Source organism: Nucisporomicrobium flavum, assembly GCF_016464385.1.
In the GTDB taxonomy this organism is placed as follows: Bacteria; Actinomycetota; Actinomycetes; order Mycobacteriales; family Micromonosporaceae; genus Actinoplanes; species Actinoplanes flavus_A.
In genome coordinates, this window is sequence record NZ_JADMLH010000014.1 from 1 (window position 1) to 13929 (window position 13929).

Here is a 13929-nt window from a genome sequence, read left to right on the forward strand (position 1 = left end):
ACCGCCGAGTCATGAACGGCATCGTCTGGAAGATTCGCTCCGGTGCGCCGTGGCGTGACGTGCCCGCTCGCTACGGTTCCTGGAAATCGATCTACACCCGCTTCCGCCGGTGGGCCTTGGACGGCACTTTCACCCGGATGCTGGCCGGAGCCCACGCGGACGCGGACGCCGCCGGCGACATCGACTGGCTGGTCAGCGTGGACTCCACAATCGTGCGCGCGCATCAGCACGCCGCCGGCGCGGCTAAAGGGGGCAGCCGGAAACGGACGTTTCGGATCACGCCATCGGACGATCCCGAGGCGGACTGACCACCAAGATTCATCTCGCCTGCGACGGCGCCGGACGGGCCCTGGCCTTCGTCATCACCGGCGGTAACGTCAACGACTGCACTCGCTTCCAGCAGGTCATGGACGCCATCAACGTCGCCCGCCTCGGCCCCGCCCGGGCCCGCACACGACCCGATCACGTCATCGCCGACAAGGGCTACAGCTCCAAAGCCATCCGCGCCTACCTACGACGCCGCGGCATCTGCCACACCATTCCCGAACGCCTCGACCAGCAGGCTGGCCGAGCCCGGCGCGGGTCACGCGGCGGCAGACCGCCGGCCTTCACCAAGGCGATCTACCGCCACCGCAACGTTGTCGAACGCTGCTTCAACCGACTCAAGCAATGCCGCAGCCTTGCCACCCGCTACGACAAAACCCACACATCGTTCCAGGCCACCATCACCATCGCAGCCCTGCTCCAATGGCTGTAGCCCTTTGACGACACGGCCTAGGGCTTGGCCTGCCGTGCCGCCGGCGGCGACGCCCGGCTGACCGGGCAGGTGCAGCGCTGGCGTACGCCGCGACGGCAGCGAGTTGCTAGTCGAGCTCAACCTTGGCTTGGTCCCGTGGAACGGTGAACCGCATGTAGACGCGCTCCTGGGTGATGTCTCACAGGTATTCGGCAGCGAGTGAGCAGAGGTGCAGTACGCCGGGGTACCGGGTGTCCTGGACGGTGTGGGCGTGTGCGCGTCTGAGCTGGGCAGCGAGGGTGGCGAGGGTTTCTGGATCGTCGCCTGATTGCTGAAACGCGACACAGAGTTCCAGCGGCACGGGGTTGGCGGCCGTCGCGGTGAAGTTGCGGTGCAGGTCCGGGTCGAGCTTCGTGACGGTCAGGGGCAGTTGCATCTGGTCGGAGCGTGGGTTGATCGCGTAGTAGACCCGTTCGGTGAACCGGAACAGGCCGCTAATCCGCTCGGCGTACATGTCGGTGTCGGAGGCGAAACCTCGCGCGACCTCCATGTTGCTCGAGCGGTCCCGCACCCGGATTATCCGCAGCCCACCGCAGTCGGCCGGGCCGAGTGGTGCCGGCCTGCCGTCTTCACCCAGCTCGACTCCCGGTCCGATGAGGTCGTCGGGGGTGAGGTGTTTGTCCTGCAACCAGTCCCATCCCCAGTTGCGGAAGCTGCCGGCGCGCACGAACGCCACCCTGTCGTGAACATCCGGTGCCGCGCCGATGCCCAGGACGTTGGTCAGGAACGTGGCGATCAACGCCTTCTGCTGCGCTCCGGGGCCGATGCGGCCACGACCTGAGGCCAGCGCGTACGGCAGGTCCCGGTATGGGATCTCACCGGCGGTTCCGTCGGCTGCGGCGAGCACGGCGGTGGGCTCGGCGTCACCGCTGTGCCGCACGACCAGAGGAATGCACGTCTTGCCGTCGTGGTGCAGCCAGATGCCGATGTGTTCCATGTCGGGCAGCGTCGCTGGGATCGTGTACGAGCCGAGCCGGCCCAGCTGGCGCAGGGCGTCGTTGACGGCCGCAGCGCAGCGCAGGATGGTGCTGGCGCCGAACTCGGTGCCCGGATACGGCGCCGGAGGTTTGCGCTTGGACTTCTCCGGCCAGGTCTTCGGCGGTTTGAACAGTGTTGCCGGACGCAGGCACTGCAGCGGTCGCCTGGAGCGGCCGAAGGCCTTCTTCAGTGCCGGCTTGGGGTCGATGCGCCCGATCCTGCTGAAGTGCCGGTCGTCGTCGAGTTCCAGGACGGCCGCGTGCCGGTCGGTGCAGACCCCGAGCTCACGGAGCACCTGGTTGGCGTAGGCGCCCCGGATGGTGGACTCGGGTCGCTTGTCGTCGGACCTGCGGCTGACACCGGCCGCCAGGTCGGTGCCGTCGCGAAACAGCACGGTGAGGTTCAGGTCGCCGGTGAAGTGTGCTTCGGTGGGGTCGGTGCCGTCGTCAGCACGGGTGAGCCCGAAGTGATGCTGCAGAGTAGCCAGCACCGCATTCCGGGTGATCTCGGTGTGGGTCCACAGTTCGATGGTGTAGGTGTCGTCAGGGTCGAACTGCACCTTAATCTTGCGGGCGGCTTTGGATCCGACTCGGCCGTTGTTCCCGGTCGGGATGATACCGAAGGGTGCGAGCAGCGTGCCGAGTTGCCGATGCACCTCGATGTGGTCGCCGGGTACGAAGCCGGTCTTGGCGGCGTGCAGCAGTGATTTGGACTTTCTGCGGCTGCCGGAGCCGTCCGGGTCGCCGCCGTCAGGCTCGTCGATGTCGGCGGCCTGGCTCTTCGTGCCCTCGCTGTAGAGGAAGAAGGCGCGGATGGCGCCCTCGTCGGCGGCGGTGGCCGGCTGGGCGAGGACCTTGTCGGGGGCGGGGAAGGGCAGGTGGGTCAGTTTGGCGAGGGCGCGGGCCAGGCCTGGTTTCCACTTCCACTGGGTGCCTTTCTCGCGGCTCCACGCCTGGCGGATCGGGGCGGACAGCAGTGTGTGCGGTTCGTGGGGACGCATGAACCCGTCGGGTGCATGCAGCCAGAGGGTGCCGCCGGCCGGTCCGTCGCCGCGGGCCGGCACGTACGTGACCGGCATGAGCGGGAAGCGGCTGATGCTCAGGTCGGCGTGCACGTGCGGACGGGGATGGTTGGGCACCGTCTCGATGTGAATGGTGATCTTCGCGGTGACCAGGGCCTCTCCGGCGTCGTCACTGTGCAGCCGGACCGGGGGCCAGAGGACGATGTCGCGGCGGTTGTTGCGCTGCGGCGGGCCGAGGATCAGCTGCCGGGGCGTGTCCAGCAGTGTCAGGCCGTTGTCGACGACGTGTTTGGCGATGAAGGTCGGCAGCATTTTGAACACGTGAGGAGCCACCGCGGCGGTGCCGTTGGTGCGTTGTCCGTGTTCGAGGATGTTGAACCGCTGGGAGGTGAAGCGCAGGTCGGTGGGGTTGAGCAGTGTGAACCAGTCGACGTCACCGCTGATCTCGGTGGTGGCCCAGGCGGCGATGGCGGCGGTCAGTACGGACGTGTCGGCGCCGTCGAACGCGACGATGAACGTGTCGGACTCGGGGTTCCAGTCGACGTGGATGATGGCCGGGTCGACGCCGATGAGGATCTCGACCAGGCCTCTGGTCGGCAACGACCAGCCGTCACGTACGCCCGGTTGCTTGCGATACTCCTTACGAAGCAGCGCGAGCCACGGCGCCGGCATGGTGGTGACCTGGCACTCCTGTATCCACTCGGCGCCCTCGGCGATTTCGAAGGCGGTCAGCGTCATGTTGTCGCCGACGGGCTTGCGAGCGGTTTTCGCTGGCTGGTTGGCGTCATTCGGGTCACTCATCACGGTGCCTTCCGGTGCGATCCGAGGGGGTCGTTGCCGCCGACGAGGTGCCCCATGAGGCTCCAGACGGCGGTGTTGATGGCGTGCAGACCGTGCTGCTCGGCGGGGGCGGTCGCCGCCGGTGCGGTGAGCAACCGGGTCAGGTAGGCGTCGGTCGCGACCACGATGCTGGTCGCGGCGGTGTCGGCGGCCGTGTCGTTGCGGGCCAGCCGAGGGGCGAACGCGGCGTCGCACAGCAACACCCGGGTGGGCTGGTTGCCGCGGATGCTGCGTCCGATGGTCTGGCTCATGGGTACCAGAGTGTTGCCGATGAACGCCGGCATGTAGGCGTCATCGAGGCCGCGGAACTGCACCGGCCGGCCGATCACGTCGAACCACATGTTGCGGGCGTCCGCCCGCAACTGGTGGACGAGGTCGGCGACCTCACCCGGCCGGCTCGGTGTGTCGACGCGTGGCGGGCGCTGCAGGTGTGTGATCGCGAGCTGGCTGATCAGCGATAGTGGAAAGGCCAGGTCGAACGGTGGCGGGTGAGATCGGGTGAGGTACACGACGGCGCCCAGCGCTGCGGTGTCGTTGGAGTTGAGGATGTTGTAGCCGCGCTGGATCGACATCTCGGCGGCCACCAGGATGTCGTCTGATCCCTTGCCGAAGGAGCCGACGAGTCGGCGCAGGATGCCGTCGCGCCCGGGGTCGGCGGCGTCCGGGACGACGATGCGGGCTCGCAGGGGCGTGCGGTTGTTGATGTGCTCCCCGACGGTGCGCGCCTCGGCTGTGGACAGCACGACGAACAGCACCTGCTGACGGTCGGGTGGCAGCTGGGCGCGTAGTTCGTCGACGATGCTGCGGTGGCGCCCGCCGACGGGTAGGCACAGAGCGGTGACCAGCTGGCGCAGGCTGTCGTGGCGTTCGGTGTTCTGCCGGCCGGACACGAAGATCGCGTCGACGCCGGTCTTCGGGTTGACGACCGTCATGCTGGAGGTCATCAGCGCTTGGCGGTCCTCGTCAGGCTGCAGCAGCACCGCGGTCGGGGTCACCGGAATGTGGTAAAACGACGACCCGGGCGCCCAGCTCGTGGCTGAGGTGAGGATGACGTGTGGGCCGTCGAGACCTTCGCAAGCCAGCAGGTCATGAGCGTGGTGCAGCAACCAGCGGCCGACACCATGGACCCACAGCAGTTGCAGGGATGCTCCGCCGTTGCGGCTGGCTGCCCAGCGCAGTGCCAGAATGTTGCCCATCGGTGCCTCGGGCACCAGGGTTCGGTAGTCCCGCGGCGGCTGGTCGGCCCAGAACGTCTCCTCGTCCGGAAGGTTCAGCTTGGCGCGGATCGAGGGGTACTTCGTGGCCATCTCGAAGAACGTCGTGGTGATGTGCCCGGCCCAGATTGCCGCCTCGATGGTCAGGCGAAGCAGTTCACGGTCGCGTTCCAGTCGTGCCGGGTGGGGGTGGTCGTCGGGTATGTGCTCGTTGATCCAGGTGTTCAGCGTCGAGGTGACGAGTTCGTCGCGCCGGGTCTGTGCGGTCAGCACGGTGAGCACGGGCTCGAGGGCGGATGGCGCCGCCTCGAGTGGTTGCTCGGTGTAGTCCTGCAAGTTCTCGCGGTAGAAGTCGTCGGCGAGATCTTCGCGCTGCTTGTCGCCCTCGCCGCGTTTCGGCAACCCGAACAGTGTGCGTGCCACGCGCCGCCACAGGGAGTGTGCGGTGAACGGGGCGTCGCCGAGCAGTTCTTTGAGCTGCTCGCCCGGTGGGGACAGGGCCAGGCTGTTGAGGTTGAACACCGCATGCTCGTGAATCTGCAACAGCTCGTTCCAGCGGCGCACGTCCGCGTCGGCTGCCGGGGCCATGCTGTCTCGCGCCAAGGCCTGGTTGGTGTACTCGACCATGCGGTGCGACCAGCCTTTGAGGGCACCGACCAGATCCTCGGTCTGCACGAACTTGGAGTCGAACACCTGCTGGACCGCGTCGGCCTCGTCGATGATCAGTAGATCGAGCTGCCACTGTGCTGCTTCGAACCAGCGCGCCGCGGCGGTGGCCGGATCCGCGCGGCTAGCCAGCATCGCCTGAGGGGTGGTCACCCACACCTCGGCGTCCCCGATGTCGCGCCAGGCGCGCTGCGCGGGGCAGACCGTCAGCAGTGGGCAGTCGTGCCGACGCTTGCTGTCGTCGTCCGACCGCAGCCGCCCACGACAGGGCGACGTGCTCGGCTCCAGGGGAGCCCACCCCGGCCCGTTGTGGGTGCGAAGCGGCTCCAGCAAACAGGAGATGGTGGCGTAGTCGGCGGCGGGGTCGGCCGTCTCGCCGTCGTCGGGAATGAGCTCGGCGCCGTCCTCGATCAGGGTGCGCCAATACCGGCCGACGTGCTCCGTCCGGGAGCTGGTGCCGATGATCGGGACCGCCTTGATACCGAGAATGCGTAGGAAGGAAACCTTCGCGAGCACATCGCCGACCGAGCTGACGACGATACCGACGCGGTTGTTGTGGTGCTTCACCCGGTCGATCGCGATGAGGTCGGTCAGAGTGGTCTTGCCGGAGTTCATCAGACCGACGATGTGGGCGACACCGTCGATGCGGAACGTGTCCGGCTTGTCGATCAGGTTCGCGCCGTGCGGGTCGACGGTGTTGAACCGGATGTTCCCCCGGAGCCGTTTGACCCAGTTGCGGTTGGTGACATCCGGCCGCGACTCAAGCTTTTCGTCGACCCACGCGGCGGTTCGCTCCAGGTCCTGGCTGAAGGAGATGTCCCAGGTGGGGCGGGTGCGCGCTTGAGGTGGTTGCAGCGCGGTGACCGCTGGCCCGGTCGGGAGCCGGTCGGGAAACTGCACGTACTCGACCCGGTCGTCGTCGAGGGCGAACCAGTACCGCCTGCCGGCCTGCGCCGGCGGGTACGACGTTGTGGCCTGGTACGTCAGTGGATGCGTCATCGCCTGGTCGTAGACGTCGGTGCGCTCGGGGCAGTAAGGGCTGCGCTTGACCGCGAAGATCGTCCTGTCGCTCACCCGATGCTGCGGATCGTCAAGGCGGTCGAAGTACCGCCACTCGGCGGGCAGGCGCATGTACTGATTCAGCAGCCCACGCCAGTAGCCGCGCCGGCTGACATCGCCCATGCGATGCCGCACCCTGCGGGTGACCGGCTCCAGGGCGTCGCCGACGCGGACGTACCCGGACAATAAGGGCTGCAGCGCGCCGATGGGCTCACCCGGCACGTAGGTACTGAGGAAGTGCAGGCCCAGTTCCAGCGCGCAGAACGCCCCGATGTCCATCGTCTGCGTGGGGAACCCCGCATCCTCCAGCTCCGTCGCAAGTGCGGCGCGCCACGACGATCCGTCTCTCACGGGTTGAGCTCCTTCGCGCGGGCGCGGACTCGTCGGACGAGGGTGGTCTCGTCGACGACCTCAATGCCGGCGACGCGGCCGTCGAGCTCGGTCTCCAGGTCCTTGACGTAGCCGGGCTGTTTCGCCCGGTGCGTCGGTAACGCCAGGAACCGTCGTTTGCAGATCATGGACCTCGGCCATACAAAGCCGCGACCCAGCAGGTGGGCGCTGAGCTGGTCCTTTGCGTCGACACCCCAGGTCTCCAGGACAGCGGGCTCCGTGCCGCCGGGAGCCACGAACTCGATCAGGACGTCGAGCAGGTCGACGCCGGGGTACGGCGTGACCCGCACGCGACCCGCCAGCGTGTCGTCGTCGCTGAGCGCGTCGATGATGCGCGCCTCGACCAGCCCCGGGTCATGCATGAACAGCCGCGTCGCGCGGTGTTGCTCGTACACCGCCGCGAGCGGCTCGAGCAGCAGCGCGGCCGGCTCGCCGCCCGGGCAGCCGGCGGTGCCGCACTGCGGCGCCGTCTCAGCGACGATGTTGCGGCAGCCGGCGCAGAGCAGGTACCGCTGCGGGCCGGCCGCGGGACGTGCACGGTACGCCGTCTCGATCAGCCGCCGTACATGGGCTCGCTCCGCGTTGTCCGTGGCGGGGAACCGCCGTTCCAGCGCCAGCACCTCTCGGTCCGCGATCACCGCGTGGTCGATGAGGTACCGGCGCAGGTACGCGTAGGCCAGCTCCACCTCGCGGTCGGTGCTGCCGTTTGCGGAGGCCGCCGTGCGCAGGGCCTCGTGGACCCGGTTCTCGACCCACTCCGCCTCCACATCGGTACGTGCAAGCCGGGCGCCCTGCTCCGCGAACTCCGACAGCCGGCTGTCCACCAGCAGTGCGTGCTGCTGGTCGGACTCCGACAGGTCCAGCTGCACCGGCCACGTGATCAGCGGCTGCGCGCACAAGGCGAGCAGCTGCAGGTCGTTCCATGTTGGTGGCTCGCCCTGTGCGGCGCAGCGCCACCACAGCCGCGAGAAGCCGACCCTCCAGGCGGCCGGTAGCAGCGCCTCATCGTTCGGCTCACCGCGTTCGGCGCGCGTGCGGCGTTGCAGGATCTGCGCGAGTCCCGCCGACAGCAGCGTTACCGTGAGGTAGTCGTCCCGCAGCGGGCCATGATCGTAATCTGCAAGCGTCGGCTCTGCCTCGTGATCGTGGTGCAGCACTGTCTTCATTCTTCGCCTTCTCCGACGTGTCTAAAGTGCCGGATGAGTAAACACCCCGGGTACGACAAAGTCGGCGGCTGAAGACTAGCGAGTCAGATCTGCGCTGGTCAGTTCATTCACCGGCATCGGAGGCTGTCACTCGATCGTGGGCCGTGTGTCTGGCACGACGGTCGAACCGGTCGTGGGCTGGGCGATGCGAGAGGATGTCGTTGTGACGACGAACGACGAAGAGCGGCGCGCTCGCCCACGGTTCCGGCGGCGCACCGAGCCGGTGGCTGGTGCGGCTGATCCGGAGTCGCTGTTCGGCGAGCTTCCCCGAACTCCTAGCGGCGTCGGCGCGTTGTGGTCGCACCAGGCCGACCAGCTTCGGACATACGCGCAGGAGCACTCCACAACGGCGGACGTCGCGCTTGAACTACCCACCGGTTCGGGCAAGACGCTGGTGGGCCTGCTGGTCTCGGAGTGGAGACGCCGGACGCTCGCACAGCGGGTGGTGTACGCCTGCCCAACCAAACAGCTCGCCCGTCAGGTGTTGCATAAGGCAAACGCGCAGGGCATCCCGGCGGTCCTCTTGATCGGGCCGCACGGGAACTGGGATCAGGCGCAACTCTCTCGGTACACCCGCGGTGAGGCGATCGCTGTCACCACCTACAGCGCGATCTTCGCCCTTCGGTCCTACCTCGACGACGCTCAGACGCTGGTGTTCGACGACGCTCACGCCGCGGAAAGCTACGTCGCCGAAGCGTGGGCCCTGAGTGTCGGCGCTGATCTTGATCAATACGTCCAGCTTTTCGATGCGCTCGCCGACGCTGTCGAACCATCGTTCGTCGCGCGGATGGTCGCGCCTGACGGCCCGGCGGCTGACCCCGGCGAGGTGCGACTCATTCCCATCGGAGCGGTTGCGCGTCACGCCGAGGCCATCGACAGCGTCCTCGCGAGTCTAAAAGGCGACAAGTCCTACCGAGTCAAGATGCTGCGAGCGAACTTGAGCTCGTGCCTGTTCTACGTGTCGCGCCGTGAGTTCTACATCCGTCCGATGATCCCGCCCACGTTCGAACACGAGGCGTTCACTGGCCCGAGTCAGCGGCTGTACCTATCCGCGACGCTCGGCGACGCCGGCGAGCTGGAACGGGCTTTCGGCCGCACCGGCATCAAGCGAGTACCCGTTCCCCCTGCGTGGGACAGGACCGGCAGCGGGCGCCGTTTCTTCGTCTTCCCGGAGCTGGCGGGACCGCCGACCGAGGTCCAGGAGCAAAGTGAGATTCCGGAGCCTGAGTTCCGTAAGAGTCAGCCGCCGACGTCTGACGCCGCGACCAACGAGACCGGCGAGGACGAGGAACCCGAGGAGGAAGAGGCCGGTTTGGTCGGTGAACTGCTCGGCCTGAGCAGAAAGCGACTCATCCTGACTCCCGACAACAAGTCAGCGATCCGTATCGCCGACCTGCTCGGTGTTCCCTCCGGGGAGCGCTTTACCGCCAAGGACGCTGACACCGGAATCCAGCCGTTCATCGACGCGGAGAGCGGAACCTTACTCGCGCCGAACCGGTACGACGGCATGGACCTGGCGGACAATGCCTGCCGCATCATGCTCATGGCCGGTCTTCCCGCAGCGTCTCACCTGCAGGACAGGTTCCTGGACACCAAGCTGCGGGCCCCTGAGGTACTACAAGAGCGAATTCGTACTCGTGTCCTTCAAGGCGCCGGCCGATGCACCCGCGGCCCGAAGGACTGGGCAGTGGTTGTGATTACCGGTGAGGACATTCTGCGGTTCCTATCCTACGCCGAGGTGCGCAAGTCGCTGCCGGTCGAGCTACAGGCCGAGATCACCTTCGGCCTCGAGCAAAGCCAGGCACCCGCGGACGATCTTGTCCTGCTCGCCGAGAGCGCGCTGCGACAAGACGAGGTCTGGCAGGAAGACGCAGAACCGGAGCTGGCGAGGCTGCGCCGAGAGGCCACCCGCGTCCCCCAGCCGAACGTCGCCGAACTCGCGGCGAGCACACTGCTCGAAGTCCGCGCGTGGAACTACGCGTGGCAGCAAGACTGGGAGTCCGCAGCCCGTACAGCCGTTGAGGTGTTGGAGAGATTGAAGGCGCCGAGCCTGCGGCCGTACCACGCCCTCTGGGCGTACCTGGGCAGCGCGTGGTCCGCGTTGGCCTCATCAGACGACACCTCGCCGGCTGCCTTGCGCAGCGCAGATCTCCTGCGCAAAGCGCACAGTGCCGCGGTCGGGACGACCTGGCTCAAGGAAGTTCAACCATTGCCGGCCACGACGTACGACTCCGACCCGCGGGATGAGGAAGCTGTCGAGGGCGTCACCACCCTGCTCAAGGGACGGCTGAGTTCGCCGGTGAAGTTCGAGCGCGAAGCGTCCACCATGCTCGCCGACCTGGCACAGAAAAACGCCACCAGATACGAACAAGGACTCGTCAAGCTTGGAGAGCTTCTCGGCGCAGCATCATCCAAGCCGCCTGGCCAAGGACGGGCAGATGCGGCGTGGGTATGGACTCAGCTGTGGATCACCCTGGAGGCGAAGAGTGAGCAGGAGCCTCAGGGTTTGCTCAGCATGGACTATGTGCGGCAGACCAATACGCAGCTCGCATCGCTGGCCGCCGACCATGGCGTCGAATACGCACCGGAGGGCAGCATCTCCGTCATCGTGACGCCGCGCAGTGTGGTTGACCCTGACGCGGTGCCCATCGCGGCACCGCAGGTCAACCTGGCGACACCCAAGCTCATCCTCGATATCGCTCACGACACGGTACGGGCGTGGAAGGAGCTGCGAGGCATCGCCAAAGGCGTAGCAGGCGACGTCCTGCACACCGATATCGCGCGCGTGCTCTGGGAACATCGCGTGCTGGCGACGCAGGTGCGTGAGCGTCTGAGCGCGGATCCCATCCGTGGATCTTGAGCGCAGCTCGTCTGACCGCCGAGCGGCCCGAGCGTGGGCCTACGTTGATCCTTTTCCGTCAGCGTGGACGCCTCCTCCTCACCCGACGGCATCTGCCGCTGCCTTGCCTGGGCTGCGCAAGCCGTGAAGCGGGGCGATGATGTCGCGTTTCTGACAACCCGCTCATAGATCAACTTCGGTCAGAGTGTCAGACCCTCCATCTACAGTTCGCAAGCAGTTGCCTACGCACGGCGGCTGCCAGGTCGGCTGGAGGGTGAGGATGGCTCGACGACGGCGAAGGACACGGCCCGCCACCACGACGGACGGCTGGTGGCTGGCCGGTGGAGCCTTCCTGCTGGTCAGTGTTGTCGTCCAGTTCGCTCAGCAGCACCCGGCGGCCGCATCGCTGATGACGGTGGCTGTGATCGGTGCGACGGGCGGGGCGGGATGGCTGTGGTTTCGGCGATCTCGGCGCCTAGCACGCCAGGAGCTAACGGTCGCCGTCACCGACGCCATGTCCGGCTCGCAGTTCGAGCACTGGGTGGCCCGTTTGATGCGGGCCAGCGGATGCTGGCGTGTGCGGGTGTCCGGCGGTTCCGGCGACATGGGCGCGGACGTGACCGGATTCGCCCCGGACGGCCGACGGCTTGTGGTGCAGTGCAAGCGGTACGCCACGAAGGTCGGTAGCCCGGAGGTGCAGCGATTCGCCGGAACCGCCCGGCACATCCACGGCGCGGATGTCGCGTTGATGGTCACGAACAACTACCTCACCGCTCAGGCCGCCGACGTGGCCCGGCGATGTCACATCAGCGTCGTCGACCGCGACGCGCTCGGCCGGTGGGCTGACTCGCTGACGGTGCCGATCGCCGCGATCCCCGGCCAGTCGGTCACTTCCGCGCGGCCGCGGCTGACACGGCTTGCCACGGCCCGGCGCTTTCACCACTTGATGACGGTGTGGTCTTCGCGGCGGGCACGGCGACGTTCACAGCCCATCGTCCCCGCGGCCGGACATTCTGTGCCGGCGTCGCCCGCGGCTTCCGCCAGCCCCGCAACGGCGAACACCACCGCACCGCCTCCGGTTGTCGCCCCGTCCACCACGGATTGGTGGAACGAGGCGCCGTAACACCGCTGCCACGCCTGAACAGTGTCCGAGCTGGCGAAGCCGTCCTCGGTAGGCATTCGCCCCCAACAAGCCGTCGTCACGCCGCACTAGGAACGTGACCTGCCCCGTTGCATGACCCGAACCCGGAAGGAACCGCCGTGGCGTACACCGCCGAGATCAGCCGCTCGAACCCCAGCTGCTTCATCTTCTTAATTGACCAGTCGACGTCCATGCTCGACGAGATCACCGAAGGCGAGCTGGTGCGCCGCAAGGCGGACGTTGTCGCCGACGCACTGAACCGGCTGCTGCGCGAGCTGGCAGTCAAGTGCGCCAAGGAAGGAGGCGTCCGCGACTACTTCCACGTCGCGGTCATCGGGTACGGCGTACACGTCGGATCGCTGCTCGAAGGTGAGCTCGCCGGTCGCGACCTGGTGCCGCTGTCGCAGGTCGCGAAGTACCCGGCCCGGGTCGAAGAACGGACGAAGAAGGTCCCCGACGGTGCCGGCGGGCTGGTCGAGCAGCCGACCAAGTTCCCCGTCTGGGTGGACCCAGTCGGCAATGGCGGCACCCCGATGGTCGAGGCGCTGCGCCAGGCCACCGTCCTGGCCAACACGTTCCTGGCGACCAACGAGAACTGCTTCCCGCCGGTGGTGCTGAACCTGACCGACGGCCAGGCCACCGACGGCGATCCGCGCCCGGCCGCGGAAGCGGTGCGGGAGCTGGCGTCCACCGACGGCAACGTGCTGCTGTTCAACCTGCACGTGTCCAGCGAGGGTGGCACGCCGACAATCTTCCCGGGGGCGTCGGCCGAGCTGAACGACGAGTACGCCCGCACCTTGTTCTCGATGAGTTCGCCGCTGCCGCCGCACATGCGCGCCTACGCCGCCCAGCAGGGTATCGCCGTCGATGGCACCAGCCGCGGCTTCGTCTACAACGCCGACATGATCACCGTCGTGCAGTTCCTCGACATCGGCACCCGCGCCACGGACCTGCGCTGAGCCCGGGAACCGCACCGGTCATGCGCGCATTCATCAGTACGTTCGCGGTGCCCAAGGCCGGCTCGACGAACGAGGAGTACGAGGACGCCAGCGACGTGCGACCTGCGGCCGGTGACGACGCAGAGGTCATCGGGCCGTGGCTGGCCGCCGCGGTCGCCGACGGCGCCAGCGAGGCCATGCTCGCCGGACACTGGGCGCGACACCTCACCACCACGTTCACGGCGGCGCCCGCCGGGCAGCACCTGGCCGCGACGATCCTCGCGGCCGCGACCGGCTGGGACGCGGTCGAAGCCGAATACCGACGCGTCCGCGACGATGCCGGCGAGCCGATCGCCTGGTACGAGGAAGATGGCCTACGTCGCGGCGCCTACGCCACCCTCGTCGGCGCACATCTGCTAGATGGGCGCACCGACCGTCAGGGCCCGCTGCTGGTGGCCGCGCTGGGCGACGCCTGCCTGTTCCAGGTGCGCGACGACGAGCTGATCACCGCATTCCCTATCGACGACCCCGACGAGTTCGACACCCGGCCCGGTCTGGCCCCGTCCCGGCCGCTCGACCCCGCCAAGATCGGCGAACACGTGGTGGCGCGGGCCACCGAGTGGCGGCAAGGCGATCAGCTGCTGTTGGCCAGCGACGCGCTCGCCCAGTGGTTCCTGGCCCAGGCCCGGGCCGGCGGGACACCGTGGCGCACCCTGTCCGATCTCGGCACCGACGCCGAGATCGGCGGGTTCGCCGCACTCGTTGACGGCTGCCGAGCCAACGGGTCGCTGAAGAACGACGACACCACGCTGCTGCGCATCGACCTGTGAACCGCTGACGAG

The 13929-nt window shown here is 67.6% G+C and carries 7 protein-coding genes and 1 pseudogene; 5 read left to right on the forward strand and 3 right to left on the reverse strand.

Features of this window, described 5'->3' with window-relative positions; genetic code table 11:
- A pseudogene (locus IT780_RS42210) lies at nucleotides 1–757 on the forward strand (IS5 family transposase); the annotation flags it as partial.
- Nucleotides 758–935: 178 nt separating this feature from the next.
- Here IT780_RS42210 and IT780_RS28630 read toward each other — a convergent pair.
- The 3 genes from IT780_RS28630 to IT780_RS28640 are packed head-to-tail and all read right to left on the reverse strand — an operon-like array spanning nucleotide 936 to nucleotide 8130.
- Nucleotides 936–3596 (reverse strand): pPIWI_RE module domain-containing protein, encoded by a 2661-nt coding sequence (locus IT780_RS28630; protein ID WP_199514907.1) that lies wholly within the window; start codon nucleotides 3594–3596, stop codon nucleotides 936–938.
- Complete coding sequence (locus IT780_RS28635) at nucleotides 3596–6925, reverse strand: pPIWI_RE_Z domain-containing protein (protein ID WP_199514908.1); 3330 nt, start codon at nucleotides 6923–6925, stop codon at nucleotides 3596–3598. The genes IT780_RS28630 and IT780_RS28635 overlap by 1 nt, the downstream gene beginning before the upstream one ends.
- Nucleotides 6922–8130, reverse strand: a complete 1209-nt coding sequence (locus tag IT780_RS28640; protein WP_199514909.1) for a restriction endonuclease-related protein — start codon at nucleotides 8128–8130, stop codon at nucleotides 6922–6924. The genes IT780_RS28635 and IT780_RS28640 overlap by 4 nt, the downstream gene beginning before the upstream one ends.
- A 202-nt stretch (nucleotides 8131–8332) precedes the next feature.
- On the opposite strand from IT780_RS28640, the gene IT780_RS28645 reads away from it, so the two are divergent.
- The 4 genes from IT780_RS28645 to IT780_RS28660 all read left to right on the forward strand — a co-directional run bounded on the left by IT780_RS28645 (nucleotide 8333) and on the right by IT780_RS28660 (nucleotide 13917).
- Nucleotides 8333–11029 carry a DEAD/DEAH box helicase gene (locus IT780_RS28645; protein WP_199514910.1) on the forward strand — a complete coding sequence of 899 codons (2697 nt, stop codon included), beginning with the start codon at nucleotides 8333–8335 and terminating at the stop codon, nucleotides 11027–11029.
- 259 nt (nucleotides 11030–11288) lie between these two features.
- A complete protein-coding gene (locus IT780_RS28650; RefSeq protein ID WP_199514911.1) occupies nucleotides 11289–12131 on the forward strand; it encodes a restriction endonuclease in 843 nt (280 codons plus the stop codon).
- Between the two features lie 137 nt (nucleotides 12132–12268).
- Nucleotides 12269–13108 carry a vWA domain-containing protein gene (locus tag IT780_RS28655; protein ID WP_199514912.1) on the forward strand — a complete coding sequence of 280 codons (840 nt, stop codon included), beginning with the start codon at nucleotides 12269–12271 and terminating at the stop codon, nucleotides 13106–13108.
- A gap of 20 nt (nucleotides 13109–13128) precedes the next feature.
- Entirely contained in the window at nucleotides 13129–13917 is a 789-nt protein-coding gene (locus tag IT780_RS28660) for a hypothetical protein (RefSeq protein WP_199514913.1), read from the forward strand.
- Nucleotides 13918–13929: the final 12 nt, after the last annotated feature.